This window comes from Corynebacterium humireducens NBRC 106098 = DSM 45392 (genome assembly GCF_000819445.1).
Lineage (GTDB): Bacteria > Actinomycetota > Actinomycetes > Mycobacteriales > Mycobacteriaceae > Corynebacterium > Corynebacterium humireducens.
In genome coordinates, this window is the sequence record NZ_CP005286.1 from 866,507 (window position 1) to 892,676 (window position 26,170).

The 26,170-nt window shown below is 69.4% G+C and carries 32 protein-coding genes and 1 tRNA gene; 21 read left to right on the forward strand and 12 right to left on the reverse strand.

The genetic code is table 11. The features are described from left to right. The first annotated feature begins 14 nt into the window (after positions 1-14). On the forward strand, positions 15-656 hold the full coding sequence (locus tag B842_RS04375; RefSeq protein WP_040085397.1) for a MazG nucleotide pyrophosphohydrolase domain-containing protein: 642 nt from the start codon (positions 15-17) through the stop codon (positions 654-656). A gap of 7 nt (positions 657-663) precedes the next feature. On the opposite strand, the gene B842_RS04380 is transcribed toward B842_RS04375, so the two are convergent. Then, on the reverse strand, positions 664-1,050 hold the full coding sequence (locus tag B842_RS04380; protein WP_052437735.1) for a hypothetical protein: 387 nt from the start codon (positions 1,048-1,050) through the stop codon (positions 664-666). Between the two features lie 149 nt (positions 1,051-1,199). Here B842_RS04380 and B842_RS04385 point away from each other — a divergent pair, with 149 nt between their 5' ends. The 8 genes from B842_RS04385 (at position 1,200) to B842_RS04420 (ending at position 6,746) form a co-directional block, all read left to right on the forward strand. Next, positions 1,200-1,988, forward strand: coding sequence for a lytic transglycosylase domain-containing protein (locus B842_RS04385; RefSeq protein WP_245631390.1), 789 nt, complete (start codon positions 1,200-1,202; stop codon positions 1,986-1,988). 142 nt (positions 1,989-2,130) lie between these two features. After that, positions 2,131-3,408: a phosphopyruvate hydratase gene (gene eno / locus B842_RS04390; protein ID WP_040085400.1), complete on the forward strand. Its 1,278-nt coding sequence runs from the start codon at positions 2,131-2,133 to the stop codon at positions 3,406-3,408. Between the two features lie 73 nt (positions 3,409-3,481). Continuing rightward, positions 3,482-4,255, forward strand: a complete 774-nt coding sequence (locus B842_RS04395) for a hypothetical protein (protein ID WP_156119435.1) — start codon at positions 3,482-3,484, stop codon at positions 4,253-4,255. Between the two features lie 17 nt (positions 4,256-4,272). Further along, positions 4,273-4,767 (forward strand): FtsB family cell division protein, encoded by a 495-nt coding sequence (locus B842_RS04400; RefSeq protein WP_082028368.1) that lies wholly within the window; start codon positions 4,273-4,275, stop codon positions 4,765-4,767. A 5-nt stretch (positions 4,768-4,772) separates the two neighbouring features. Then, positions 4,773-5,330, forward strand: coding sequence for a DUF501 domain-containing protein (locus B842_RS04405; RefSeq protein WP_040085402.1), 558 nt, complete (start codon positions 4,773-4,775; stop codon positions 5,328-5,330). Continuing rightward, positions 5,327-6,286 (forward strand): Ppx/GppA phosphatase family protein, encoded by a 960-nt coding sequence (locus B842_RS04410; RefSeq protein WP_040085404.1) that lies wholly within the window; start codon positions 5,327-5,329, stop codon positions 6,284-6,286. The genes B842_RS04405 and B842_RS04410 overlap by 4 nt, the downstream gene beginning before the upstream one ends. A gap of 5 nt (positions 6,287-6,291) precedes the next feature. Next, a complete protein-coding gene (locus B842_RS04415; RefSeq protein ID WP_040085405.1) occupies positions 6,292-6,657 on the forward strand; it encodes a hypothetical protein in 366 nt (121 codons plus the stop codon). Positions 6,658-6,672: 15 nt separating this feature from the next. Then, a tRNA-Leu gene (locus B842_RS04420) sits at positions 6,673-6,746 on the forward strand. On the opposite strand, the gene B842_RS04425 is transcribed toward B842_RS04420, so the two are convergent. After that, positions 6,747-7,214, reverse strand: a complete 468-nt coding sequence (locus tag B842_RS04425) for a nucleoside deaminase (protein ID WP_040087320.1) — start codon at positions 7,212-7,214, stop codon at positions 6,747-6,749. 28 nt (positions 7,215-7,242) lie between these two features. Here B842_RS04425 and B842_RS04430 point away from each other — a divergent pair, with 28 nt between their 5' ends. Further along, on the forward strand, positions 7,243-8,085 hold the full coding sequence (locus tag B842_RS04430) for a quinone oxidoreductase family protein (RefSeq protein WP_040085406.1): 843 nt from the start codon (positions 7,243-7,245) through the stop codon (positions 8,083-8,085). Here the strand turns inward: B842_RS04430 and B842_RS04435 are convergent. Beyond that, positions 8,072-9,124, reverse strand: coding sequence for a CNNM domain-containing protein (locus B842_RS04435; RefSeq protein ID WP_040085408.1), 1,053 nt, complete (start codon positions 9,122-9,124; stop codon positions 8,072-8,074). The two genes, B842_RS04430 and B842_RS04435, sit on opposite strands and share 14 nt — an antisense overlap. Continuing rightward, positions 9,121-10,482, reverse strand: coding sequence for a hemolysin family protein (locus B842_RS04440; protein WP_040085409.1), 1,362 nt, complete (start codon positions 10,480-10,482; stop codon positions 9,121-9,123). Before B842_RS04440 ends, B842_RS04435 begins: the two co-directional genes overlap by 4 nt. Positions 10,483-10,704: 222 nt before the next feature. Here B842_RS04440 and B842_RS04445 point away from each other — a divergent pair, with 222 nt between their 5' ends. Beyond that, complete coding sequence (locus B842_RS04445) at positions 10,705-11,532, forward strand: Bax inhibitor-1/YccA family protein (RefSeq protein WP_040085411.1); 828 nt, start codon at positions 10,705-10,707, stop codon at positions 11,530-11,532. Positions 11,533-11,573: 41 nt separating this feature from the next. Here B842_RS04445 and B842_RS04450 read toward each other — a convergent pair whose 3' ends face one another. The 5 genes from B842_RS04450 to B842_RS04470 all read right to left on the reverse strand — a co-directional run bounded on the left by B842_RS04450 (position 11,574) and on the right by B842_RS04470 (position 14,045). Next, positions 11,574-12,122 (reverse strand): SRPBCC domain-containing protein, encoded by a 549-nt coding sequence (locus tag B842_RS04450; RefSeq protein WP_052437736.1) that lies wholly within the window; start codon positions 12,120-12,122, stop codon positions 11,574-11,576. A 13-nt stretch (positions 12,123-12,135) separates the two neighbouring features. Continuing rightward, on the reverse strand, positions 12,136-12,603 hold the full coding sequence (locus tag B842_RS04455; RefSeq protein WP_052437737.1) for a hypothetical protein: 468 nt from the start codon (positions 12,601-12,603) through the stop codon (positions 12,136-12,138). Between the two features lie 8 nt (positions 12,604-12,611). Beyond that, positions 12,612-12,872 carry a hypothetical protein gene (locus B842_RS04460; protein ID WP_040085412.1) on the reverse strand — a complete coding sequence of 87 codons (261 nt, stop codon included), beginning with the start codon at positions 12,870-12,872 and terminating at the stop codon, positions 12,612-12,614. Positions 12,873-12,912: 40 nt separating this feature from the next. Next, a complete protein-coding gene (gene greA / locus B842_RS04465) occupies positions 12,913-13,437 on the reverse strand; it encodes a transcription elongation factor GreA (protein ID WP_040085413.1) in 525 nt (174 codons plus the stop codon). 143 nt (positions 13,438-13,580) lie between these two features. After that, positions 13,581-14,045 (reverse strand): DUF4307 domain-containing protein, encoded by a 465-nt coding sequence (locus B842_RS04470; RefSeq protein ID WP_040085415.1) that lies wholly within the window; start codon positions 14,043-14,045, stop codon positions 13,581-13,583. Between the two features lie 154 nt (positions 14,046-14,199). Here B842_RS04470 and mca point away from each other — a divergent pair, with 154 nt between their 5' ends. From mca to B842_RS04495, 5 genes are all read left to right on the forward strand, one after another. Continuing rightward, on the forward strand, positions 14,200-15,093 hold the full coding sequence (gene mca / locus B842_RS04475) for a mycothiol conjugate amidase Mca (RefSeq protein ID WP_040085416.1): 894 nt from the start codon (positions 14,200-14,202) through the stop codon (positions 15,091-15,093). Between the two features lie 18 nt (positions 15,094-15,111). After that, entirely contained in the window at positions 15,112-15,393 is a 282-nt protein-coding gene (locus tag B842_RS04480; RefSeq protein WP_040085417.1) for a hypothetical protein, read from the forward strand. Positions 15,394-15,616: 223 nt separating this feature from the next. Then, positions 15,617-16,723 (forward strand): 3-deoxy-7-phosphoheptulonate synthase, encoded by a 1,107-nt coding sequence (locus B842_RS04485; RefSeq protein ID WP_040085419.1) that lies wholly within the window; start codon positions 15,617-15,619, stop codon positions 16,721-16,723. Beyond that, a complete protein-coding gene (locus tag B842_RS04490; protein ID WP_373277305.1) occupies positions 16,720-17,496 on the forward strand; it encodes an isoprenyl transferase in 777 nt (258 codons plus the stop codon). The genes B842_RS04485 and B842_RS04490 overlap by 4 nt, the downstream gene beginning before the upstream one ends. A gap of 7 nt (positions 17,497-17,503) precedes the next feature. Continuing rightward, positions 17,504-18,013 (forward strand): flavodoxin domain-containing protein, encoded by a 510-nt coding sequence (locus tag B842_RS04495; RefSeq protein WP_040085421.1) that lies wholly within the window; start codon positions 17,504-17,506, stop codon positions 18,011-18,013. On the opposite strand, the gene coaA is transcribed toward B842_RS04495, so the two are convergent. Then, the gene (gene coaA / locus B842_RS04500) at positions 18,010-18,936 is read right to left on the reverse strand and encodes a type I pantothenate kinase (RefSeq protein ID WP_040087323.1); all 927 of its coding nucleotides are present in this window, start codon (positions 18,934-18,936) and stop codon (positions 18,010-18,012) included. The genes B842_RS04495 and coaA overlap by 4 nt on opposite strands. A gap of 130 nt (positions 18,937-19,066) precedes the next feature. Between coaA and glyA the strand changes: the two genes are divergently transcribed. From glyA to B842_RS04515, 3 genes are read left to right on the forward strand one after another with little or no spacing between them, the layout of a single operon-like run. Beyond that, complete coding sequence (gene glyA / locus B842_RS04505) at positions 19,067-20,365, forward strand: serine hydroxymethyltransferase (RefSeq protein ID WP_040085423.1); 1,299 nt, start codon at positions 19,067-19,069, stop codon at positions 20,363-20,365. 17 nt (positions 20,366-20,382) lie between these two features. After that, positions 20,383-22,326 (forward strand): aminodeoxychorismate synthase component I, encoded by a 1,944-nt coding sequence (pabB, locus tag B842_RS04510; protein WP_040085424.1) that lies wholly within the window; start codon positions 20,383-20,385, stop codon positions 22,324-22,326. Then, complete coding sequence (locus B842_RS04515) at positions 22,323-22,952, forward strand: aminotransferase class IV (RefSeq protein ID WP_052437738.1); 630 nt, start codon at positions 22,323-22,325, stop codon at positions 22,950-22,952. The genes pabB and B842_RS04515 overlap by 4 nt, the downstream gene beginning before the upstream one ends. Positions 22,953-23,005: 53 nt before the next feature. Here B842_RS04515 and B842_RS14055 read toward each other — a convergent pair whose 3' ends face one another. Continuing rightward, complete coding sequence (locus tag B842_RS14055; RefSeq protein WP_040085425.1) at positions 23,006-23,569, reverse strand: TetR/AcrR family transcriptional regulator; 564 nt, start codon at positions 23,567-23,569, stop codon at positions 23,006-23,008. Positions 23,570-23,640: 71 nt separating this feature from the next. On the opposite strand from B842_RS14055, the gene B842_RS04525 reads away from it, so the two are divergent. Then, a complete protein-coding gene (locus B842_RS04525) occupies positions 23,641-24,831 on the forward strand; it encodes an alpha-amylase family protein (protein WP_040085427.1) in 1,191 nt (396 codons plus the stop codon). A 45-nt stretch (positions 24,832-24,876) separates the two neighbouring features. Here the strand turns inward: B842_RS04525 and B842_RS04530 are convergent, their stop codons facing one another. Then, positions 24,877-25,242, reverse strand: coding sequence for a DUF5997 family protein (locus B842_RS04530; protein WP_052437740.1), 366 nt, complete (start codon positions 25,240-25,242; stop codon positions 24,877-24,879). 63 nt (positions 25,243-25,305) lie between these two features. On the opposite strand from B842_RS04530, the gene B842_RS04535 reads away from it, so the two are divergent. Beyond that, positions 25,306-25,965: a type 2 periplasmic-binding domain-containing protein gene (locus B842_RS04535; RefSeq protein ID WP_040085430.1), complete on the forward strand. Its 660-nt coding sequence runs from the start codon at positions 25,306-25,308 to the stop codon at positions 25,963-25,965. Positions 25,966-26,170 lie beyond the last annotated feature (205 nt).

The following is a 26,170-nucleotide window of genomic DNA, read 5'->3' on the forward strand; positions in this document are numbered from 1 at the left end:
CTAGGATTGGGGCCATGACTGTCCTGCTTCTCGACGACCGGTGGCCCACCCTCATCCCCCTGGAGGCTTTCGGGCGGCTCGGCGGTCCGCTGGAGTTCACGGACGAGGTGCCGGTGAGTGTGCGGTGGAACATCGACAAGCTGGTCGCCGCCGAGGGGGAGGGGGTCCTGGTGAGCACGAACGGCTTCGACCCCCGGGTGCTCCGGCGGGTGCGCGCCGGTGACGAGGTCATCGTCGCGGAGTCCCGGAGGGATCCGGTGCGGCACGCGGTGCAGGCGATGCAGCGGGCCTGTTCGATCGGGGAGTGGGAGTCGGGGCAGACGCACCGTTCCCTGCTGCCGTACCTGGCGGAGGAGGCGCAGGAGTTCGCCGACCAGGTCGTCGAGTGGGAGTCCGACGGTGATGAGCAGGCGCTGCTCCGTGAGCTCGGGGACGTCCTGCTGCAGGTCCTGTTCCACGCGGAGATCGCTTCCCGACGCTCCGCCTTCGACTTCGCTGACGTCGCCGCCAGCTTCGTCGGCAAGCTGCAGGTGCGTTCCCCCTATCTTTTCGACGGCACCGACCGAGTCGTGCCCGTCGAGGAGCAGGAACGCCTGTGGGCGCTGGGGAAGGCGCAGGAAAAAACCCGGGGGAACGAGATTCCCCCGGGTCTCTAGCAGAGAGCTACTTCTTGGCGACGGCGCTGGACAGGCCCTCGAACATCTCCAGGAACTGGGTGGAGCCGGCGATCGGGGACTTCGGGTCCTCCTTGACGATCTCGCACTCGAGGGCGCGGTCGGCCAGCTGGTTGGCGTAGGCGCTGGCGGCGACGTTGAAGAGCGGGTTGTCGATGACCTTGCCGGTCTCGGTGCGCAGCTTGGAGGCGAGCTGGTTGCGGGTGGTGTCCTCGTCGATGAGGTTGGCGGACTTGAGGCCCTGCTCGAGCTGGTTGCAGGGGAGCTGCTTGATGAAGGTGCCGAGGTCCGGGATGACCTGGGCGGAGGCGGCCGGTGCGAGGCCGACGACGGCGACGGTGGAGACGGCGATGGTGGCGAGTGCGCGACGGAGCATGAAGCGGTACCTTTCAGAGGGAAATAAATACGCTGGAAGCATACGTGGCCTGAGTGTCTGTTGTGATGCAAGTGGCAAAAGAGGGTGAACTCCGGGGGTGTACGGGTCACTGCCGTCCCGGGCGGGTCCATGCCGTAGGATCGTCCCCCATGAGTGGCGGCGCGCGACGGGTGATGGGCTGTGGCCTGGGGGTGGTTCTGGCCATCGTCATGGTCATCTCCCTGATCGGCTGGGCCCTGTCCTTCCTGGACATCTCGAGTCCCACGCGGCAGCTGCAGCCGGTGCCGGACAACGTGCCGCCGGCCGGTGCCGCGGAGGTCCCGCTCATCGACGTCCACGCGCCGGGCCGGACCTCCGACAAGCTGGACTTCTGGGCCGCGCCCCTGGCGGAGAAGACGGGCATCCCGGCGGCGGCGATCCGGGCGTACGGCAACGCCGAACTGATCGCCCGTGACGCCTGGCCGACCTGTCGCATCAGGTGGAACACCCTGGCCGGCATCGGCTGGGTGGAGTCCCGGCACGGCACGTACTCGGGTTCCTACTTCAACCGCAGCCACATCAACGAGGCCGGTTTCGCCGAGCCGAAGATCATCGGCATCCCCCTGGACGGCAGTCCGGGTTTCGCGGCGATCCCGGACACCGACGGCGGCCTCCTCGACGGTGACACCGAGTGGGACCGCGCGGTCGGGCCGATGCAGTTCATCCCGGAGTCGTGGAAGCGTTACGGCCGGGACGCCAACGGTGACGGGGTGGCTGATCCGCACCAGATCGACGACGCGGCCCTGGGGGCGGCGCACCTGCTGTGTACCAACGGTGGGGACCTCAGCACCCCGGAGGGCTGGTCCCGGGCGATCTACGCCTACAACCGTTCCGAGGCCTACCTCATCGACGTGCGTGACGCGGCCGCGTCCTATGCCCTGAACCAGCCGGCCCGGTGACGGCCACCCCTGGTTGCCCCCTGCAATCGTCGGGTTGTAGCCCCTGGTGGCGGTTTTTCTGGAAGAATTGTCCCCGGACGCGTGTCGAGAGCGCGCGACGATGACGAACTCCCATCTCATATGGCTATAGGAGGCCCCAAAAGTGGCTGACATCATTCACGTTTTCGCACGAGAGATCATGGATTCCCGTGGCAACCCGACCGTCGAGGCCGGCGTTGTGCTGGATGACGGAACCCTCGCCACCGCCGGTGTCCCCTCCGGCGCCTCCACCGGTGTCCACGAGGCACACGAGCTGCGTGACGGCGGCGACCGCTACCTGGGCAAGGGTGTCCTGAAGGCCGTCGAGAACGTCAACGAGGAGATCGCCGACGAGCTGGCCGGCTTCGAGGCCGATGACCAGCGCGCCATCGACCAGGCCATGATCCAGCTGGACGGCACCGACAACAAGGCCCGCCTGGGTGCCAACGCCATCCTGGGTGTCTCCATGGCTGTGGCCCGCGCCGCCGCCGAGTCCGCCGGCCTGCCGCTCTACCGTTACGTCGGTGGCCCGAACGCACACGTGCTGCCGGTCCCGATGATGAACATCCTCAACGGTGGCGCCCACGCCGACTCCGGCGTCGACGTCCAGGAGTTCATGATCGCCCCGATCGGTGCCGAGACCTTCTCCGAGGCTCTGCAGGTCGGCGCCGAGGTGTACCACACCCTGAAGTCCGTCATCCAGGAGAAGGGCCTGTCCACCGGCCTGGGCGACGAGGGCGGTTTCGCCCCGTCCGTCGAGTCCACCCGTGCGGCCCTGGACCTCATCGTCGAGGCCGTCGAGAAGGCCGGCTACAAGCTGGGCGACGATGTCGCCCTGGCCCTGGACGTCGCCTCCTCCGAGTTCTTCAAGGACGGCAAGTACCACTTCGAGGGCAAGGAGCTCTCCGCCGAGGAGATGTCCAAGGTCTACGAGGAGCTCATCAACGAGTACCCGATCGTCTCCATCGAGGATCCGCTGCAGGAGGACGACTGGGACGGCTACGTCGCCCTGACCGCCGCCATCGGTGACAAGGTCCAGCTGGTCGGCGACGACTTCTTCGTCACCAACCCGGCCCGCCTGAAGGAGGGCATCGCCAAGAAGGCCGCCAACTCCATCCTGGTGAAGGTCAACCAGATCGGTACCCTCACCGAGACCTTCGACGCCGTCGAGATGGCCCACCGTGCGGGCTACACCTCGATGATGTCCCACCGTTCCGGTGAGACCGAGGACACCACCATCGCCGACCTGGCTGTCGCACTGAACTGCGGCCAGATCAAGACCGGTGCCCCGGCCCGCTCCGAGCGCGTCGCCAAGTACAACCAGCTGCTGCGCATCGAGCAGGAGCTCGGCGACGCCGCCGTCTACGCCGGCCGCTCCGCCTTCCCGCGCTTCCAGAAGTAACTGACAGCGCTTTCCGACGCCCCCGTGCACCCCGGTGCACGGGGGCGTCCCCGTATCCGTGGGGGAGGACACCATGGCATTCTTCGGCAGACGTAGGGCACGGCCCCGGCTGGAGCCCGACTTCGTGCACACCTGGACCGGTGAGCAGCTGGTCCGGATCGCGGAGGGCGTCGACCTGGGCACCCTCCGGGCGGTGTACGGGCGTCTCGACGCCACCTCACGGATCCACTTCCTCTTCGACTTCGGTGCCCTCTTCTCCGACGGGTACCTCTTCGAGCTCTGGGAGCGGCGTCTCCTGGAGCCGGAGGATGCTCTGGAGCGGGTGGTCCTCGCGGCGGTCCACCTCGGGGCGGGGCACCGCGAACGGGCCCTGGTCCTGGCGTGGGAGGCCGGGCGGGACATCGTGCCGCTCCTCGTCGCGCAGCGGGCCTACGTCGGGGCGCAGGAGTGGCGTGACCTCGACCCGTACCACCCCCAGGGATTGCGGATCCTGGCGGAGCACCTGGACGCCGACGGGCAGGTGGAGCTGGCGGCGGACGTCGTGACGCATGCCCCGCCGGGGCACCTCGGGCACGGGGTGGTCCCGTACATCATCATGCGCAGCGGTGTCGCGGGGGAGTACCTGGAGCTGGCGTGGCGCATGTTCAGCGCCGGGCCGGCCCCGGACCTGCGGCAGGAGAGTGAGGTGCTCAACCGTTTCCTCTGGTGCCTCCCCCGGGCGGGGGAGAGGGAGCTGGCCCGGCAGGTGCTGCGGCGGCTCGACGGCCGGGTGTCGGGGACGGTGTGGGGTTCGCTCGACGCGTTCGAGGAGGCCCGTGCCGCCATCCTCGCCGGGGGCGACGAGTGAGTTAGACTCGGGGTTCTATGGCGACCGAACCTTCCCCCCGCTCCCGGCGTACCGTGCCGGTGGTGTCCCGTACCCGGGACGCCCGGCGTAAGCCCCCGCGTCGCCCGCGGATGCGTTTCAACACCGCCGAGTTCGGTGTGCTGGCGGCGGTGGCGATCATCGTGATCGTCACCATCTGGGCACCGGCGAACAACTACTTCCAGGGCCGCTCGGAGATCAACCGCCTCAACGAGTCGATCGCCGCGAAGCAGGCGGAGAAGGAGCGCCTCCTCGAGGAGATCGACCGGTACGGCGACGAGGCGTGGATCCGGGAGGAGGCCCGCCGCCGCCTCGGGCTCATCGAGCCGGGGGAGGTCGCCTTCCGTGTCATCGACCCGAACATGGAGGTCGACCCCACCGTGACCACCTCCGCGGAGGAGCTGACGGCGGACTGGACGTGGTACGAAATCCTGTGGGCGTCCATCGCAACGCCGCCCGCAGACGACCCCGGTGGTGTGCTCATGGAAGAATGAGCGCCATGACTGTCAACGATGCAGATCTGGCGGCCGTCGAGAAGCAGCTCGGGCGTGAGCCCCGTGGCGTCCTCGCGATCTCCTACCGCAGCCCGGACGGCGCTCCGGGTGTGGTGAAGACCGCGCCGAGGCTTCCCGACGGAACCCCGTTCCCCACCCTGTACTACCTCACCGACCCCCGGCTGACCGGCGAGGCCTCGCGCCTCGAGGTCGCGCACGTCATGAAGTGGATGGAGGAGCGCCTCGCCACGGACGAGTCCCTGCAGGCCGACTACCGGGCCGCCCACGAGCACTACCTCGCCGAGCGCAACGCCCTCGAGGACCTCGGCACCGACTTCACCGGCGGCGGCATGCCCGAGCGCGTGAAGTGCCTCCACGTGCTCATCGCCTACGCGCTGGCCGAGGGGCCGGACCGGGTGCGTTTCGGCACCGAGGCCGTCGCGCTGGCCGCCGACCGCGGTGGACTGCGCGGCACCGCGATCCCCGCGGACTGGCCGACGTGCGCGGAACTGGGCTTCGACGCCCACCAGTTCGACGACCTGTACCAGGAGGCCGCGAAGTGACCCGTGTCGCGGCCGTGGACTGCGGCACCAACTCGATCCGACTCCTCATCTGCGACATCATGGGCGACACCACCCGCGAGGTCACCCGCACGATGGAGATCGTCCGCCTCGGACAGGGCGTCGACGCCACCGGCCAGCTCGACCCGGAGGCCATCGAACGCACCCGGGAGGCGCTGGAGCGTTTCGTCGGGATCATGGAGTTCGAGCAGGTCAAGGCGGTCCGCATGGTCGCCACGTCGGCGACCCGCGACGCCTCCAACCGGGAGGACTTCTTCCGCATGACCGGTGAGCTCCTCGGCCGCATCACCCCGGGGGCCCGCGCGGAGGTCATCTCCGGCGAGGAGGAGGCGGCGCTGTCGTTCCGCGGGGCGATCACCGACCTCGACCCCTCCGACGGCCCGTTCTGCGTCATCGACCTGGGCGGCGGTTCCACGGAGTTCATCGTCGGCACCGCTGACGGCGAGGTCCTCGGCATGCACTCGACCCAGATGGGCTGCGTCCGCGTCACCGAACGGATCATGCGTTCCGATCCGCCGACCGAGACCGAGACCGAGATCGCCATGGAGTACGTGGCGGAGCGGATGGAGGACGTCGTCAAGATCGTGCCCATCCGGGAGGCCCGCACCTTCGTCGGAGTGGCCGGCACCTTCACCACTCTCTCCGCGCTGGCCCAGGGCCTGGAGACCTACGACCCGCGGGAGATCCACGGCTCCGTGCTGCGTTTCTCCGCGCTGCGTGTCCTCACCGCCGAGATCCGCCGCCAGTCCGCCGAGACCCGCGCCCTCAACCCGGTCGTGCACCCGGGGCGTGCGGACGTCCTCGGCGGCGGCAGCGCCGTCGTCGACGGGATCATGGACATGCTGGAGAAGGAGACCCGGGCGGACAGCTTCGTCATCAGTGAGAAGGACATTCTCGACGGCATCGTCGCGTCGCTGGGGGACAGGCTCCGCGCCTGATTCCGGTGGCCCTCCGCCTCTTCCTCCGCGCCTCCTGGGGCAGTGCGGTCCTCGGTGCGCTGGTGGTCGCCTGGCTGGCGGGCACCCTGCCCCGCTCGTTCGACGCCCTCGACTGGCCCTACTTCCTGACCGGTTACCTCGGTGTCGTGTGCTGGTCCGTCGCGGTCGGGGTGGCGGTGCTGGGGCAGGTCGGGCCGCGGCCCATGCTCATCGGCCACGCGGTGAGCGGCGCGGGACTGGCGTTGTGCTTCCTGGTATTCGCACTGGCCGGAGTTCCGGAGGCGCTGACCCTGGTTCCGGGCGTGTTCGCCCTCGGGCAGCTGCCCGTCCTGTGGCACCTGCTGCAGAGGCGGTCCGGACGCATGTCCTAGACTGTGTGTCCTCCCGCCCCCATAGCCCAACTGGCAGAGGCAGCGGACTTAAAATCCGCGCAGTCTGGGTTCGAACCCCAGTGGGGGCACTACATCTGCGCGACGAGTTCCTTCACCCGCGCACCCTGCTCCTCGTCCGGCCCGTCGACCGTGATCCCGGGGACGACGTCCTGGATCGGGATGGCGTTCACCGGGGCGGCGGGGTGGCCGAGCTCGGCGCGCCACTGCCCGATCTGGCGGGACGAGGCGGCGTAGACGATCCGTCCCAGCCCCACCCAGCCGTGGGCGGCGGAGCACATCGCGCAGTGCTCGCCGGAGGTGTACACGACGGCCTGCGCGCGGCCCTCGGGGGTGAGGTTCTCGGCCGCCCACCGGGCGATGGCGAACTCGGGGTGGCGGGTGGAGTCCCCGCCGGAGATGCGGTTGTGGTCGGCGAACAGTTCGGTCCCGTCGGCGCCGACGAGGACGGAGCCGTAGGGCTCGTCACCCGCCTCGAGCGCCTGTCGTGCCAGGTCAACGGCCCTGACGAGCCAGTCACGGTCAACATCGGTGATCATGGTCGCCAGCATAGGCACAATGGGCGGCATGCGTATCTTCGGTTTTCGCGCCCACGGAGGACCCGAGGTCCTCGAGCTTCTCGACGTCCCCGCGCCCACCCCCGGCCCCGGCCAGGTCCTCATCGATGTGCTGGCGACCTCCGTCAACCCCGGTGACCTGCGCACCCGGGAGGGCACCAACGGCTGGGAGGTGCGCTTCCCCATGGCGTTCGGGCGGGAGGCGGCCGGCCGGGTGGTCGGCACCGGGGAGCTGGTGTTCGGTGCCGCCGCCTCCGGCCACGGCACCTTCGGGGAGCAGGCGCTTCTCGACGCCGCCTCCGTCACCCCCGTCCCCGCGGGCATGGACGTGCGCCACGCGGCCTGCCTGCCGGTGGCATGGGGGACGGCCTACGACGCCCTCGACATGCTCGATCTGTCGGCGGGGTCGCAGCTGCTCGTGCTGGGGGCTGGTGGAGGTGTGGGGACCGCGATCACCACGCTGGCCACGGCCCGGGGACTCGAGGTCATCGGGGTGGCCTCGGACGCGAAGAAGGAGCTGGTGGAGTCCCTGGGGGCGCGGCACGTGCCCAAGGGGCAGTGGGCGGGGGAGCACCCCGCGGCGGTGTTCGACCTCGTGGGCGGGGACACGCTGCGGGAGGCGGCGGTGCTGGTGCCGGGGGCGCGGCTGGTGTCGGTGGCGGACAAACCGCTCGTCGAGAAGCTCGGGGGCAGTGCGGTGCCGCGCCGCCGCACCCGCGAGGTGTTCGAGCAGGTGGCGCGGCAGGCGCGGGTGCACGTCAGTGCCTACTACCCGCTGGAGCGGGCCGCGGAGGCCGTCGCCGCGGTGGAGGACGGCCACGCGACCGGCAAGGTGGTGGTCACGCTCGACTGACGCGGTCGAGCTCCTCCTCGATGCTGGGCCACAGGCGGGACAGGATGTCGTCCCAGGTGATGACACCCACGACCTCGCCCGGGGAGTCGGCGATGCCGTCCTCGGGGACGACGACGGCGACCTGCTCGTTGTTGCCGCGCATGAGGTTGAGGGCCTCCGACAGGGTGGTCGTCTGCGGCAGCAGGAGCGCGGGACGGGAGTAGATGTCGGCGATGTCGGCCGGGTCCGCGAGCAGGGTGTCGCGGACGTGCACCAGGTGCGGGGTGGGCTGCTCGGCGCCGGCGGGGGCGTCGAGAAGCACGCGCATGGAGCGGATCTCCCGGGAGCGGGCGCGGACCTCGGCGACGGTCGCGGTGGCCGGCAGCGGGCGGCGCGGGGTGACGGCGTCGCCGACGGTGATGGACTCCAGAGCGATGAGCCCGGTGATCTGGCTGGCAGACATGTCGTCGAGGGTGCCGGTGTCGCGCGAGTGCTCGACGAGGTGGCGCAGGGTCTCGGCGTCGTAGCCCTTGGCGGCGGCGCGTTCGACCGGGTCCTCCCCGGCCCGGCGGACCAGCGCGTTGGCCATCCGGTTGATCCACGACAGGAGCGGGCGGAAGAGCGTGATGAACACGCGCGCCGGCCCGGCGATGACGCGCACCGCGGTCTCCGGGTGGGCCAGGGCCCACGACTTCGGCGCCATCTCACCGACCACCAGGTGGAGGAAGGTGACGATGAACAGCGACAGGGCGAAGGACACCGCGTAGGCCACGCCGTCGGGGAGTCCGCCGAAGGCGGGCTCGATGAGGTGGTGGACCCACGGCTTGGTGATGGCACCGAGCGCGAACGTCGCCGCCGTGATGCCCAGCTGGGCGCCGGCCAGCATGAGGGTGAGCTCGTTGAGGCTGCGCAGCGCCGCGCGGGAGGAGGCGGAGGTCTCCGCAGTCTCCTCCAGGCGGTTGCGGCGGGCGGCGAGCAGGGAGAACTCGATGACGACGAAGAACGCCGAGAGCACGATGACCAGCACGGTCACCGGCAGGGCGATGTACCAGTTCATCATTTCTTCTCCTCCTCGATGAGTTCGATGCGGACCTCCGACGGCACGTGGCGGTCCACCTCCTCCACGCTCATGCGCAGGGAGCGGGTGGGGGCGTCCTCCCCCTCGACGAAGTCCTCGGGCTCGGCCTCCAGCTCGATGACGTGGACCTCACCCTCCTCGACGAGGCCGCCGGTGTGGGAGATGAGGAGACCCGAGATGGTCTCGAAGTCACCCTGCGGCAGGTCGTGGCCGATGGCACGCTCGATCTCGTCGAGTGGGGTGTCGCCGTCCACGAGCCACTCGTCCTCGTCGGTCTCGGTGATGTCCTCGGAGGACTCGCCGTCGTGCTCGTCGGTGACGTCGCCGAGGATCTCCTCGGCGAGGTCCTCGACGGTGATGATGCCGACGAAGCCGCCGTACTCGTCGATGACGCCGGCCAGCTTCTGCTGGGCGTCCTCGAGCTTGTCGACGGCGTCGGGGAGCGACATCAGTTCCGGCACCACGAGGATGTCGCGCATGATCTCGGTGACGGGCGCGGCGGCGGGAAGCTCGGTGTCCTGCACGTCGAGCAGGTGGACGAGGCCGACGGGGTTGTGCTCGTCGTCGATGACCGGGTAGCGCGTGTGCGCGGTGGCCATGAGCTGGCGGACCTCTCCGATCGTGGTCGCCGGGTCGACGACATCGGTGCGGGACCGGGGGACCATCGCGTGCTCGACGTCGTGCTCCGGGAAGTCGAGGAGGCGGTCGAGGACGAGGAAGGTCTGATCGTCGAGCTCGCCGCTCTCCCGCGAGGAGGACACGATGTGCTCGAGGTCCTCGGCGGTGGCGGTGGAGTCGATGTCCTCGACCGGCTCGATGCGCAGCATGCGCAGCAGGGCGTTGGAGGAGAAGTCGAAGAACCGGATGAGCCAGCCGAAGATCGCCAGGTAGATGTTCGTCGACCGGGCCAGCGCCAGGGAGGACTTCAGCGGGGCGGCGATGGTGTAGTTCTTCGGGAAGAGCTCACCGAAGATCATCTGCACGATCGTGGAGATCGCCAGGGCCAGCACGGTGCCCACACCGACGGAGACGGCCACGGGCACGCCGACGCCGCCGAGCAGCACGCCCAGCGACTCGCCGACCAGCGGCTCCGCGATGAAACCGACCATGAGGCCGGTGACCGTGATGCCCAGCTGCGCGCCGGAGAGCATGAAGGAGGTGCGGTTGGTCACCTTGAGGGCGGCGGCGGCCTTCTCGTCCCCGGCGTCGGCACGCGAGCGCAGCTCGGTGCGGTCGACGGACATGAAGGCGAACTCCTGCGCCACGAAATAGCCGTTGGCCACGATGATCAGACCGATGATCACCAGTCCCAGGACGAGCAGGGCGACGGCGGTCAGCATGTGACCACCTGCGTCAGGCTGAGCTGGGACGATGCGGGTCTGTCAGGGGGAGGCTCCATCGTGGAGTGGTCCGCCTTTCGGTTTGTGGAGACAAAAACATGGACAGTGTACGGGAACGGACACGGCGTCGGGAAGATTTTCCTCACCCGGGGAACTAAAGCAACGTTTGTTACGTTGTACGGGGTAGAACACAAGACGATCAGAAAGGCTCGGGGTTTCATCGTGCGTAGCAGCAACCCTGTCATGAACTCACTCACCACCGCCAAGGGTGGCATCCAGCGCGGTGCCTACCCTGCGGGAGCGCCGCAGGGTTACCAGGACCCGTACTCCGGTTACGGTCAGACCACGACCGGTGACCGTCCGATGACGGTCGACGACGTCGTCGCCAAGACCGGCATGACCCTCGCGGTCATCGTGGTCCTCGCCGTCCTGAACTTCAGCCTCGGCCTGGTCAACCCGGGTCTGGCGCTCATGCTCACCTTCGTGGGTGCCATCGGTGGCCTCATCACCGTGCTGGTGGCCACCTTCGGCAAGAAGTACGGCTCCGCCGCGGTCACCCTCATCTACGCCGCCTTCGAGGGCCTCTTCGTCGGCGGTATCTCCCTGCTCTTCTCCGGCGTCACCTTCGGTGAGTCCGCCGCCGACGCCGGTGTCCTCATCGGCCAGGCCGTCATGGGCACCCTGGGCGTGTTCCTGGGCATGCTCTTCGTCTACAAGACCGGTGCCGTCAAGGTCACCCCGAAGTTCAACCGCATCATGACCGGCGCCCTCGTCGGCGTCCTCGTCCTGGCGCTGGGCAACCTGCTGCTGGCGGTCTTCACCGGCGCCAACCCGCTGCGTGACGGCGGCATGCTCGCCATCATCTTCTCCCTGGTCTGCATCGGCCTGGCGGCCATGAGCTTCCTGTCCGACTTCGACGCCGCCGACAAGATGATCCGCGCCGGCGCACCGTCCAAGATGGCCTGGGGCGTCGCCCTCGGCCTGGCAGTCACCCTGGTCTGGCTCTACACCGAGATCCTGCGTCTGCTCAGCTACTTCCGTTCGAACTAGCCGCGCACACGAGAAATGCCCCGCCTGGTGCGGGGCATTTCTCATTCTCCGAGGTACAGCTCGAGGGTGCGTTGCGTCTGCGGCGTGTCGGCACCGGACCACTCCGCCGCCAACCGGCGGATGAAGGTCTCCTCCTCACCCTCGGCGGCGTCGGCGTCCATCGCCAGGTGGAGAGCCAGCGCAGCCAGGGAGCTGTCCCAGCCGATGCCGTTGACCGCGGGACCGTAGGTGTCCCAGTGTTCGTCGCGGGGCACGGTGTGGGTCAGCGTGAGGCGGGTACCTCGCTCGGCGGGGGAGAGGACGAGCTCCAGAGTGCCGGGGGTGCCGTCGTCCCACGCCAGGCGCAGGAGCTGCTCGGGCGTGCACGTGAGGATCTCCCCGGTGACGCCGCCCGCGCAGCGGACCGTGCCGCCGGCGCGCAGGTCGCCGGAGACCGGCTCGAACCAGTGCTCCAGCCGGGAGGGGTCGGTGAGGGCCTCCCACAGGTCGACGTCGGAGGCGTCGTAGGTGCGGGAGAGGGTGACGCCGACGGTGTCGCCGTCGTCGGTCACCCCGCGGGTGACCAGGGGGATCTGATCGAGCAGATGCACGGGGGAGGCTCCTCTAGAGGATGATGTCGTCACCGTCGACGACAAGCCTCGTGAACACGAGGCCCTGCGGGCTGTGGACCGGTTCCGACAGTTCCACCTCGACGCCGCGGGTCCTCTCGAAGGTGCCGCGGGCGCAGGACGGGTCGCAGTCGTTGGTCTCGCGGGTGGCGGTGCCGGACGCCGAGGAGGCGGTCCACTCGTCCCACGTGATGTCGATGAGCCGGTCGTTGTTGTCGGCGCACGCCAGCGCCAGGCGGCCGGGGCGCAGCTCCGGGCTGCCGACACAGTCGATGAAGCCCGGCAGGGAGGCCGGGTCGACCGGGGTGCCGGTGACGCGCGCCGGGGAGGTGGGGGCCGCCACGAACTCCGTGGCGGTGTCGACCTTGAGGTCGGAGGGCTGCTCGTTCGGCGGGGAGCAGGCGGAAATGAGAACACCCAGGCCGAGGATGCTCAGGGCCCGGGTGTGACGGGGGAAGATCACGGTCGGTGTTAGTTCTGGACCGGGGCTTCCTCGACCACGACGCCGTCCTGGATGACCGTCGTGGTGTCCTCGACCTCGGTGACCTCAGTGGTCGTGGTGGTCGTGGTGGTGGCGGTACCGTTCTCGGCTGCCGGGGCCTGGAATTCGGTGGCGGTGTCGACCTTGAGGTCGGAGGGCTGCTCGTTCGGCGGGGAGCAGGCGGCCAGGGCCAGGGCGAGAGCGGCAGCGCCGACGACAGCAGCACCCTTACGGGCGAAGATACGGTTCATGGTGGGGATCCTCCCTGTAGTCACTGATTCGGATACGAGATTACTTGGCCGCGCGCGGAGTTGCGGCAAGTTGGGAGTCGTAGGGCTTCGCCGACTCCAGAGTCACCGTGATGGTGGCCCCGTTCGGGGCGGTGTACTCGCGGGTCTCGCCCTCGCGGGCACCCAGCAGGGCGGCACCCAGCGGGGAGTGCTCGGAGTAGGTCTCCAGGTGCTCGTTGCCGGTGGCTGCGGCGCGGGTGCCGATGAGGAAGGTCTCCTTCTCGTTCTCGTCGCCGTTGTAGTAGACGTGGACGACGGAACCGACGAGGGCGACACCCTCGACGACACCCTCACGCTCGGTGGTGGAGTTGGCCAGCAGCTCGGAGATCTGCTTGATGCGGGCCTCCTCCTGGTCCTGCATCTCGCGGGCGGCGTCGTAGCCGGCGTTCTCCTTGAGGTCACCCTCCTCGCGGCGCTCGTTGATCTCGGCGGCGACGATCGGGCGGTGGTCGATCAGTGCCTGCAGCTCAGCCTCGAGCTTCGCCTTCATTTCCGGGGTGATGTACTGCTTGTGGTTGTCAGCCATAGCTACGTAGAGTCCCTGCCTTCCCTATCCCTCGGGCCGGTGGGAACATCATCCGGCGGGGAGCCCTTGCAGCCCCCGACACGCGCGTCACCCACCGGTGTGAACAATTGTCAGGGATTTTAACACACCGGCTGGGGCGGGGATCACTCGGCGATCTCGGTCGGTCCCGCGGTGAGGTACGGGGGGATCGAGGTGGAGCAGCCGTAGACGCTGCCGGAGACCGGCAGGTCGCGGGAGGGGATGTCGACCTGGAAACGCTGGAGGGCGTCGCCGCCCGGCTGCACGAGGATCTCGCGGCGCCCGACCTCGGCCATCTCGTAGTTCAGCGCGGTGACGATGCAGTAGGAGAGGACGTCCGGGTTCTTGCGGGTGACGTCGACCCAGAGGCGCATGTTGTCGTCGGCGGTGCGCTCGTGGGAGACCATCTCGACGGTGACGTCGCCGCGCTTGGCGTCGGCGTCCATGTAGCGGGCGATGGCGACGGCCAGACCGGCCATGAGGACCACGGTGACGATGGCGATCATCTTGCTGCTGAGGTTGCTGCCCGACTTCGGGTTACGGTCCGCTCCGTAGCGCTCGGCGGTGGTGTGGGCGGCGGGAGTGCTCATGATCTTCCTCTGCGCTGGCTGGGCTGGATGGAGGGGTGACCGCCTCATACTATCGGATGGTGCCCGTGAGCCCTGCTTTCCCATCGGGGGAGAGGGGCCACTAGGATGAGACGGGTTGACAACTCTCGATCCCCAGATAAGGACGCGACTCACGTTGAGCGGATTCCGGCTGCTGGCCATCCACGCACATCCCGATGACGAGGCATCGAAGGGTGCCGCGACCTCGGCCAGGTATGTGGCCGAGGGCAACCGTGTCATGGTGCTCACCTGCACGGGCGGGGAGCGTGGTGACATCCTCAACCCGGCGATGGACAGGCCCGGCGTGCTGGAGAACATTGTCGACGTCCGCCGGGAGGAGATGGCGGCCGCCGCCGCGGCCCTCGGCGTCGAGCATGTCTGGCTCGGTCACGTCGACTCCGGTCTGCCGCAGGGTGACCCGCTGCCGCCGCTGCCCGAGGGCTGCTTCGCGCTGGTGCCCGGCGAGGAGGTGGCGCGGGAGTTCGTCGAGATCATCCGTGAGTTCCGTCCGCACGTCATCGTCACCTACGACGAGAACGGTGGCTACCCGCACCCGGACCACCTCAAGGTCCACGAGGCCTCGATGCTGGCCTGGGATCTCGCCGGCGACCCGGATTACGCCCCGGAGCTGGGTGCGGCGTGGACCCCGCTGAAGCTGTACTACACGCACGGTTTCGTGCACCAGCGCATGAAGATGTTCCACGATCTCCTGCTCGCGGAGGGGCGCACCAGCCCCTACGGCCCGATGCTGGAGCGTTGGCAGCGCAACCCCGCCGACATCATGGCGCGGGTGACCACGCAGGTGGAGTGCGGCGAGTACTTCCCGCAGCGGGAGGCGGCGCTGCGGGCCCACGCCACCCAGATCGACCCGGCCGGCGCCTTCCTGGCGACGCCGGCGGAGGTGCAGCGGGAGCTGTGGCCGACGGAGGAGTTCGAGCTGGCCAAGACCCGGGTCGCCACGTCCCTGCCGGAGGACGACCTCTTCGCGGGCATCACGGCGGAGAAGCTCGATAAGCTGGAAGCCAAGTAGGAAGAGACGGAAGAATCCATGTTTGCTCTCACAGACCTCATGATCCTCGCCCAGCAGCAGCAGGGTGGCCCGCTGGGGCCGGAGTTCGGCAAGGCCTCGCCCATCGGCATGACGCTGCTGGTGCTGCTGGCCATCGCCGTGCTCTACATCGGCTGGGCCTTCCACCGCCGTTTCAGCCGCTACAACCGCCGCCGCATCTTCGCGGAGGCCCACGGCCTGGACCCCTTCGACCAGGAGGCCGTCGACAAGGCGATGGCCGAGGCCGGCCTGCTGGACCGCCGTAAGAAGAGCTGGTTCTAGGTCCGGGACGACTGTGCTACACTGCGTGGCATGTTCGTCCAGCGATTTTATTTTGGTGGGGCTCCGGGCCTGCAGTAGCAGACTCGAACGCCTCGCCGTTTCGCGTGCCCACTGAACAGCACGAGACGACGAACACCCCGGAGCCCAAGCAGCACCTCCCCGAGAAATCGGGTCGAGGGGCTGCTTTTTCTTTTCCACCCACCCGATGAAAGGCACCCACCAGATGACCACCGCAGTCCGCTACCCGTCCACCTCCAACCGCCGCGTTCTCGCCTTCCACGACCTGCCCAGCCCGGAGGAGGTGCAGGCCCGCGCGCCGTTGACACCCGAGCAGGAACAGAGGGTGGAGAGGGACAGGCAGGAGATCGCCGACGTCTTCCGCGGTGAGGACGACCGCCTCGTCGTGGTCGTCGGCCCGTGCTCCATCCACGATCCCGAGGCCGCGATCGACTACGCCCGTCGTCTGGCGCCGCTGGCGGAGACCCTGGCGGAGAACCTGAAGATCGTCATGCGCGTGTACTTCGAGAAGCCGCGCACGACGATCGGCTGGAAGGGCCTCATCAACGACCCGCACCTCGACGGCTCCTACGACATCAACCACGGCCTCGAGCTGGCGCGTGAGGTGCTGCGCGAGGTGGTCAACCTCAACCTGCCGACCGCCGCCGAGTTCCTCGAGCCCAACTCCCCGCAGTACTGGGCCGACCTCGTCGCCTGGGGCGCCATCGGCGCCCGCACCACGGAGTCGCAGGTCCACCGTCAGCTGGCGTCGGGCATGAGCATGCCCATCGGCTTCAAGAACGGCACCGACGGCAACCTGCAGGTCGCCATGGACGCGGTGTCGGCGGCCTCGCAGCCGCACTTCTTCTTCGGCACCTCTGACGGCGGTCGTCCCGCCGTCGTGGAGACCGCCGGCAACGAGAACTGCCACGTCATCCTCCGTGGCGGCACGTCCGGCCCGAACGCGGACGCGGAGTCGGTGGCGGGGGTCGTCGAGAAGCTCGCGGAGCGGACCGACACGCCGCGCCTCATGATCGACGTGTCGCACGCCAACTCCGGCAAGGACCATGTCCGGCAGGCGGAGGTGACCCGCGACGTCGCGCGGCAGATCGCGGACGGCAACCACGCCATCGCCGGCGTGATGATGGAGTCCTTCCTCGTGGGCGGCGCCCAGGACCTGGACCCGGCGAAGCTGCGCCGCAACGGCGGTGAGGGGCTCGTCTACGGGCAGTCGGTGACCGACGCCTGCATGGACATCGGCACGACTGCGGAGCTGCTCAGCGAACTGGCAGCCGCCGTCCGGACCCGGCGCGCGGGCCAGGCACTAGACTGAGAGCCGTGAAACTGTCCCGCCTGCTCTATCCGCTCTACGAGGCCCGGCTCGTCCGCGAGCTCAGGGGTGCGCGGCAGCCCAAGCACATCGCGATCATGGCCGACGGCAACCGCCGTTGGGCCCGCGAGGCGGGGCATGCCGACATCAGCCACGGGCACCGGGCGGGCGCGAGGAAGATCGGCGAGGTCGTCCACTGGTGCGAGGAGACCGAGGTCGAGGTCGTCACCGTGTACCTGCTGTCCACGGAGAACCTGGCCCGGGACCCGCGCGAGCTGCAGCTGCTCTTCGACATCATCGGTGACGTCGTCGAGGAGCTCTCCGGCCGCGACCACACCTGCCGCGTGCGGCTGGTGGGGCACCTCGACCTGCTGCCGCCGGAGGTCGCGGAGCGGTGGCGCGCGGCCGCCGAGCGGACCTGCGACAACGAGGGCATCACCGTCAACATCGCGGTCGGCTACGGCGGGCGGCAGGAGATCGTCGACGCGGTGCGTGACCTCATCGACGAGGAGGCCGCCGCCGGCACCACGGCGGAGGAGATGTCCGGGAAGGTGACCGTCGAGTCGCTGTCCCGGCACCTGTACACGTCGGGCCAGCCGGACCCGGACCTGGTCATCCGCACCTCGGGGGAGCAGCGGCTGTCCGGTTTCCTGCTGTGGCAGGCCGCCTACTCGGAGATCTGGTTCACGGACACCTACTGGCCGGCGTTCCGCCGCATCGACTTCCTCCGCGCGCTGCGGGACTACTCCCAGCGCAGCCGCAGATTCGGAAGGTAGGTTCCCCGTGGCCACCGTCCTCTACGAGTCCGCGTACGGCTCCACCGCGCAGTACGCGCACGCCCTCGCGGAGCGCCTCGGCGTCACCGCGGCGCCGCTTTCCGACGCGCCCCTGCCCGCCGGCGCCACCGGGCCCCTCATCGTCCTGTCCTACGTCCACGGGCCGAAGGTGCCGGCGGCGTCGTTCGTCTCCAGGCAGGACCTCGGGGAGCGTCCCGTCGCGGTGTGTGCGGTGGGCATGACGCTTCTCGACGTCGCCCGCGACAAGGACCAGCTCAAGGGCATGGTGCCCGCCGGCGTCGCGCGGTTCTACCTGCCCGGCCGGCTGAGCTACCCGACGATGTCGCGGCGGCACAGGATGATCATGTGGGGCATCGTCAAGGCGCTCCGGGCGAAGCGGGAGGCCGACCGCAGCCCCAACGAGCAGGCGATGATCGACTCCTACGACGCCGACACCGACCACGTCGACCTGCGGGAGCTGGACGCCGTGGTGGCCTGGGCGGAGGCGCGGGCCTAGATCTTGCGCATGCGCACGCGCTCGACCAGGTGGTCCGCGCCCTTGCGCAGCACCAGGGAGGCACGCACCCGCGTGGGCAGGATGTTCTCCACGAGGTTGGGCAGGTTGATCGACTGCCAGATCTCCCGGGCCTCGGCGCGGGCCTTCGCGTCGCCGTAGTCGGCGTAGTGGCGGAAGTGCGCGCCGGGCTCGCGGAACGCCGTGGAACGCAGCTCGAGGAAGCGGTCGATGTACCACTTCTCGATGTCCTCGGTCCGCGCGTCGACGTAGACGGAGAAGTCGAAGAGGTCCGAGACCATGAGCGTCGGCCCGGTCTGCAGCACATTGAGCCCCTCGACGATGAGGATGTCCGGCTGCTGCACCGTGAGCACCTCCCCGGGGACCCGGTCGTAGAGCTTGTGCGAGTAGACGGGCGCGTCGACGGAGGGGCGGCCCGACTTCACGTCGGTGACGAAGCGCAGCAGCGCCCGCTGGTCGTAGGACTCCGGGAAACCCTTCCGTCCCATCAGTCCCCGGGCGTGGAGCTCGGCCGCGGGGTAGAGGAAACCGTCGGTGGTCACCAGGTCCACGCGGGGGTGGGAGTCCCAGCGCTGGAGCAGCACCTGCAGCAGACGGGCCGTGGTGGACTTGCCGACGGCCACCGATCCCGCCACGCCGATCACGAAGGGCACGTGCCCCGACGATGCACCCAGGAAGGTCTCCGTCGCGGCGATGAGATTCTGCCGCGCGGCGACCTGCAGGTGGATGAGACGGGACAGGGGGAGATAGACCTCGGCGACCTCCACGAGGTCGATCGATTCGCCGATGCCGCGGAGCTGCTCGACCTCCTCCTCCGTGAGCACCTGCGGCATCGATTGACGCAGGGCACGCCAGGAGGAGCGGTCGAAATCCACGTAGGGGGTGGCGTCCTTGGGCCGAGACATGCGTCCCATTGTGTCATCTGCCCCGTCAACTGTGTCCCACTCACCCGGGGTGCGGGGGTATGAGGTGCCCTGTGGGCGGTATGCTGTCCACGAATGCCGTGTACCCCTAGAAAGGCTGGCTGTAACGCCCATGACCGCTGAGTCTTCTGATCTCCGTTACCAGGAACTGTCCGTCCTCGACCCGGAGGTCCACGCCGCCATCGGCGGTGAGATCGCCCGTCAGCGTGACTTCCTCGAGATGATCGCGTCCGAGAACTTCGTCCCCCGTGCCGTCCTGCAGGCACAGGGTTCGGTGTTCACCAACAAGTACGCCGAGGGCTACCCGGGGCGTCGTTACTACGGTGGCTGCGAGAACGCCGACATCGTCGAGGACCTGGCCCGCGACCGCGCCAAGGCCCTGTTCGGCGCCGAGTTCGCCAACGTCCAGCCGCACTCCGGCGCCCAGGCCAACGCCGCCGTCCTGCACGCGCTGGCCGACGCCGGCGACAAGATCATGGGTCTGTCCCTGGCCCACGGTGGTCACCTGACCCACGGCATGAAGCTCAACTTCTCCGGCAAGCTCTACGACGTCGTCGCCTACGAGGTCGACCCGGAGACCCACCGCATCGACATGGACCGCGTCCGCGAGCAGGCCCTGGCCGAGCGCCCGAAGGTCCTCATCGCCGGCTGGTCCGCGTACCCGCGCACCCTCGACTTCGAGGCGTTCCGCTCCATCGCCGACGAGGTCGGCGCGTACCTGTGGACCGACATGGCGCACTTCGCCGGCCTCGTCGCCGCCGACCTGCACCCGTCCCCGGTCCCGCACTCCGACGTCGTCTCCACCACCGTCCACAAGACGCTGGGTGGCCCGCGTTCCGGCCTGATCGTCGCGAAGCAGGAGTGGGCCAAGAAGCTCAACTCCGCCGTCTTCCCGGGCCAGCAGGGTGGTCCGCTCATGCACGCCATCGCCGCCAAGGCCGTGGCACTGAAGGTCGCCGGCACCGACGAGTTCAAGGACCGTCAGGCCCGCACCATCGAGGGTGCCAAGATCCTGGCCGAGCGTCTCACCGCCGCTGACGCGAAGGCCGCCGGCATCGACGTCCTCACCGGTGGCACCGACGTGCACCTGGTCCTCGCTGACCTGCGCAACTCCGAGATGGACGGCCAGCAGGCCGAAGACCTCCTCCACGAGGTCGGCATCACCGTCAACCGCAACGCCGTCCCGAACGACCCGCGCCCGCCGATGGTCACCTCCGGCCTGCGCATCGGCACCCCGGCCCTGGCCACCCGTGGTTTCGACGCCGCCGCCTTCACCGAGGTCGCCGACATCATCGGCACCGCCCTGGTCAACGGCAAGAACGCCGACATCGAGGCACTGCGTGCCCGCGTCGCGAAGCTGACCGACCAGTACCCGCTGTACGAGGGTCTGGAGGAGTGGAAGATCAACTAGGTCTTCCCGCCCTCCCCGTGCGCGTCCTCGTCATAGACAACCTCGATTCCTTCACCTGGAATCTCGTCGCCTACGTCGAGGACGTCACCGGTGTCGCCCCCGAGGTGATCACCAACAACGAACCCGGATGGGATGTCGACCGCGTCGCCACCTACGACGCCGTCATCATCTCCCCGGGCCCCGGCCGCCCGGAGCGTGAGAAGGACATCGGCATGTGCCTCGATGTCCTGCGCGACGGGCGTGTCCCGATTCTGGGGGTCTGCCTCGGGCACCAGGCCCTCGCCCACGCGTGGGGCGGCACCGTCGACCTCGCGCCGGAACCCGTCCACGGCCGGGTGTTCCCGGTGCGTCACGACGGCTCCGGCCTCTTCGCCTCCCTGCCGCCGCTCATCGACGTCGTCCGCTACCACTCCCTCCTCGTGACCGAGGTGCCCGACACCCTGCAGGTAACCGCCCGCACCGAGGACGGGCTGGTCATGGCGCTGGCGCACCGCCGCCTGCCGCAGTGGGGGGTGCAGTTCCACCCGGAGTCGATCGGCGGCTTCGACGGCCACACCCTGGTGGCCAACTTCCTCGGGATGGCCGCGGAACGTAACCGGCGCCTGCGGTCACGGTGGCGGCTGCACACCGTCACCGTCGACCACGAGGCCGACGGCGAGGCGGTGCACCACGCGCTCTTCGCGTCCTCCGCGAACTCCTTCTGGCTGGACTCCACCACCCCGGACCACGGGACGGGACGTTTCTCCTACCTGGGCGACGACTCCGGTCCGCTGGCCCGCGTGTGGACCGGACGGGCCGGCACCCTGCTCGATGAGCTGGCCGCGGACCTCGCCGCCAACACCATCGACGCCGGGGAGGTGGACTTCGGGTTCACCCTCGGCTGGGTCGGCTGGCTCGGCTACGAGCTCAAGGCCGAGTGCGGCGGGTCGGCGGCGTGGGAGTCGCCCTACCCGGACCTGGGCATGATCTTCGCCGACCGGGCGGTGGTCATCGACCACGCCCTGCGGCGCACCCACGTCATCGCGCTCATCGGCTCCGAGCACGACCGCGCCCAGCGTGCCTGGTGCGCGGCGACGGCGCAGCGCCTCGCCGACCTGGCGGGCGGCGCGGCGGGGGAGCACGGGGACGTCGGAAAGCTGCGTGCCCGGCACTCCCGCGGCGAGTATCTGGCGCTCGTGGACACCTGCCTGGAGGAGATCCGGCAGGGCGAGACCTACGAGGTGTGCCTGACCAACGAGCTGCACGCGACGGGTGAGCTCGACGTGCTGCCGGCCTACGCCGCGCTGCGGGCCGCCAACCCCACGCCCTTCGGGTCGCTGCTGCGGATCGGCGGGGTGGACGTGCTGTCCTCGACGCCGGAGCGGTTCCTGCAGGTCAAGGAGGGTGTCGTCGAGTCGCGTCCCATCAAGGGCACCCGGCCGCGCAGCGCCGACCCGCGGGAGGACGCCCGCCTGCGCTCCGACCTGGCGGTCAACGAGAAGGACCGCGCCGAGAACCTCATGATCGTCGACCTCGTGCGCAACGACCTCACCCGCGTCGCCGAACCAGGGACCGTCCGCGCCGAACCGCTCTTCGACGTCGAGTCCTACGCCACCGTCCACCAGCTCGTCTCGACGGTGTCGTGCCACCTGGCGACAGGGAAGACGGCGGTGGACGCGGTGCGGGCCACGTTCCCGGGAGGCTCCATGACGGGTGCGCCGAAGATCCGCACCATGGAGATCATCGACCGCCTCGAGCAGGGCCCGCGCGGCATCTACTCCGGCGGGATCGGCTACTTCTCGCTCGACGGGGCGATGGACCTGTCGATGGTCATCCGCACGATCGTCTCCGATGGTTCCGGGGTGAGCTACGGCGTCGGCGGCGCGGTCATCGCGCTGTCGGGCCCGGAGGGGGAGTACGAGGAGACGATCACCAAGTCCGCGCCGCTGCTGCGGCTGCTGGGACAGGACTTCCCGCAGTGACCCTGCTGCGCTGGGACGGTGCGGCGCTGGTGCCGTGCGCGGAACCGGGGACGACGCCTGACCGGGTGGACTCCTGGCTGGTGCGCGACGGCCACGTGGGCAACTGGCATCTGCACCGGGAACGTTTCGGGCACCCGGAGTTCATGGATGCGGTGCGGGTGCCGGCGGAGGGGGACTGGTTCCCGCGCGTCGAGAAGCACGGGGACGAGCTCTACCTGCGGATACGTCCCGCCCCACCGCTGCGCACGGAGACGGTGCTGTGGGTCCCGCCGACGCCCGACCCCCGGCGCGAACCGCGGGTCAAGGGTCCTGACCTGGAGGTGCTGGGGCGGTTGCGGAAGCAGGCGCAGGAGTTCGGTGCCGACGACGCCCTCCTGTGGACGCCCGACGGGCTGGTCGCGGAGGGGGCGCACTGCGCCGTCGCCTGGTGGGAGGACGGGCGTCTGATGGTGCCGGAGCATCCGCGCCAGCTGCCCTCGACGACGGTGGCGGCGACGCGGGAGCACCGGGAGGTGGGCACCCGGCCGATCACTGTGGAGGAACTGCAGACTTTTCCGGTCTGGGTGGGTAGTGCGCTGCACGGTTGGACCCCGGTGGTCCGCTGGGTCGGCAAAACGTACCTTTAGGGGCTTCCGCCGGACTGCCCGGAGGGCCTTCGCGGCATGGTTTGTTGCCGCCCCTACACCCGCCAGTCGCCGAGCGCGCCCTCCAGGGCTCCCAGCGCGGCCTCGATGAGCGGCCAGCGCTGATTCTCCGGGCAGCCGTCCTCCACCCAGTGCCGCCCGGCGGCCTCGAGGAAGCCGACCCAGCCCCACAGGGCCCAGGTGTGGCGGGGGAAGGAACCGATGCCGATGATCTCCCGCAGCTTCTCCACCAGCGCAGACGCCGCCGCCCGACGGTGGGCCACGGCAGCCTCGGGCTCGCCGACGCCGGCGACGAGCGTGTGGTCGGCGGCGAGGGTGTCGAGGTAGCCCTGCAACAGGGTGGACACCCGGTCGCGGGTGGTGTGGCCGGTGGGGAGGGGGGCGTCGATGAGCGAGCGCAGCGAGTCCTCGACCAGGGCGGCGTAGAGGCCGGCCTTGGAACCGAAGTAGTGGAACACCAGGGACTGTGAGCTGCCGGAGGCGGCGGCGATGGTGGGGACGGAGGCGTCGGGGTAGTGGGTGGTGGAGAAGTGTTCGCGTGCGGCGGCGAGGATGGCGGCGCGGCGTTCTTCGGTGGACAGGCGTCTGCGGGTGGTCACGGTTGACAACCCTACCCGTTGTTGAGTTAAGGTCAATAATAGTTACTGACTTCGACTCAATAGGAGTTCCCGTGCTCGACCACGCCATCTTCTGGCATGTCTACCCCCTCGGCGCCACCGGTGCCCGCATCCGCGACTGGTCGACCGAGGACGAGGGACACCGCCTCACCGACCTCATCCCCTGGCTCGACTACCTCATCGACCTCGGCGCGAACGGCCTGCTGCTCGCCCCGATCTTCGCCTCCACCACCCACGGCTACGACACCCTCGACCACTACCGCATCGACCCCCGCCTCGGCGACGACGCCGACTTCGACGCCCTCATGGCCGCCTGCCACGAACGCGGCATCAAGGTGCTTCTCGACGGTGTCTTCAACCACGTCGGCATCGACCACCCCATGGTCGCCGACGGCGGGCCCATCCGCCGCCTGCCCGACGGCACGCCGGAACCCTGGGAGGGCCACGGCGACCTCGCCCTCCTCGACCACGAGGATCCCCGCACCGAGGAACTCGTCGTCGACGTGATGAACCACTGGCTGGGCCGCGGCATCGCCGGCTGGCGACTCGACGTCGCCTACTCCGTGCCGGCCTGGTTCTGGGCGAAGGTCGTCGACCGGGTGCGCGGACAGCACCCCGACGCCGTCTTCCTCGGCGAGATCATCCACGGCGACTACCTGGAGCTGGTGGAGGAGGGCCACCTGGACACCGTCACCCAGTACGAACTCTGGAAGGCCGTCTGGTCGTCGATCAGGGACGTCAACTTCTGGGAGCTCGAGCACGCCCTCACCCGCCACGACGAGTTCGTCGCGCAGGCCCCGATGCAGACCTTCGTGGGCAACCACGACGTCGACCGCATCGCCAGTGTCGTCGGCCCCGAGGGTGCCGCCCTGGCCGCCGTGCTGCTGTTCACCCTGCCCGGCATCCCGAGCATCTACTACGGCGACGAACAGGCTTTCACCGGCGTCAAGGGCGAGGGCTTCTCCGCCGACGACCCGGTCCGCCCGCCGCTGCCCGCCACCCCGGAGGGCCTGGCGCCGCTGGGGCAGTGGATGTACGAGCTCCACCAGGGGCTCATCGCCGCCCGCCGCCGCCACCCCTGGCTGGTCCACGCCCGCGTCGAGGTGCTCGAGACGGAGAACGAGGCCATCTCCTACCGCGTGCACTCCGGCGACGATTCGCTGACCGTGCACCTGACCATCGAGCCGACGATGAGCGCCCGCCTCGAGTTCTCCGACGGCGAGACCGCCGAGTTCTCCTGGTAGAAAAAGACCCCCTGACCAGCTGGCCAGGGGGCAGCGGAGGGGTGGCTAGTCCTCCGAGTCCGCGGCGGACTCCTGGACTGCAGCAGCCTCAGCGGCCTCCGCGCGTCCCTCGGCGAGGGCGGTGCGGGCGGCGCGCAGCCACTCCGGCTGATCCTCCAGCAGAGCCTTGATCTCGGCGGTGGTCAGCGGCTTGTCCATGTCGTTGCGCTTGAGGGCGGCGATGGTGATGCCGAGCTTCTGGGCCACCACCGGACGCGGGTGCGGGCCGGTGCGACGCAGTTCGGCGAGCCACTCGGGCGGGTTCTCCACCAGCTGCTTGAGCTCGGCGTGGGTGACCGCGCCGGCCTGGAACTCCTCCGGCGTGGCGGGCAGGTAGATGCCGAGCTTCTTGGCCGCGGTCTGCGGCTTCATTGCTCGGCCGGACGGCTGACGTGCGGACTCTTCATTCACGCCCCCAACGGTAGCATTACCCCCATGTTGCGCCTGAGCTTCGTCACCGGCACCGAACCCGACAAGTGGTTCACCCGCTTCCGGGACCGCACCCCCCACCGTTTCGTCACCGCCGATTCGGTGGATCCCCTCGGGGAGCTTCTCGACGACCGCGCCGACCTCGCCCTCGTCCGCCTCCCGGACGCACGCCTCACCCCGGACCATCACGTCGTCGTCCTCTACCCGGAGGCGACGGGCATCGCGGTTCCCAAGGACCACGAGCTCACCCTGCTGGACACGGTCACGCCCGGGGACATCGAGGGGGAGATCATCAACTGGTCGACCCCGGACTCGGGGGAGGTCGACGTCGAGGAGGTGCGCGCCGGGCTGCAGGTGGTCGCCGCGAACGTCGGCGTGCTCATCGGGCCGCGCCCCCTCATCAAGGTGCTCTCCCGCAGGCAGATCGAGCACCGCGACTACGCCGGCGATGTCCCCGGCACCGAGATCGCCCTCGTGTGGTCCCGTGAGAAGGACTCGGAGGCGATCCAGGACTTCGTCGGCATCACCCGCGGACGCACACCCAACACCTCCCGCCAGGCGGCGCCGAAGCGTACCGCACGGGAGAAGGCCCTGGCCAGGCAGGAACGCCGGGCAGCAGAGACCCCGGGGAAGAAGAAGCCGCAGAGACGCCGGCGGCGTCGATAAGCAGCAAACGTAACCGAGATTTAATCTCACACCCATGTAGTTTCCACCTCACCGCGATAGATTCAGGACAACCGGGCGGCACCCAGTACCAGCCCCCACCCCGCCACCCGGCCCGCGCCCGTCGCGCTGGTACCGGCCTGGCGGGAGGCGCCACCAGGATCGCTGACAGGAGACGCTGCGGCACCGGGTACCCGGAGCCACGGCA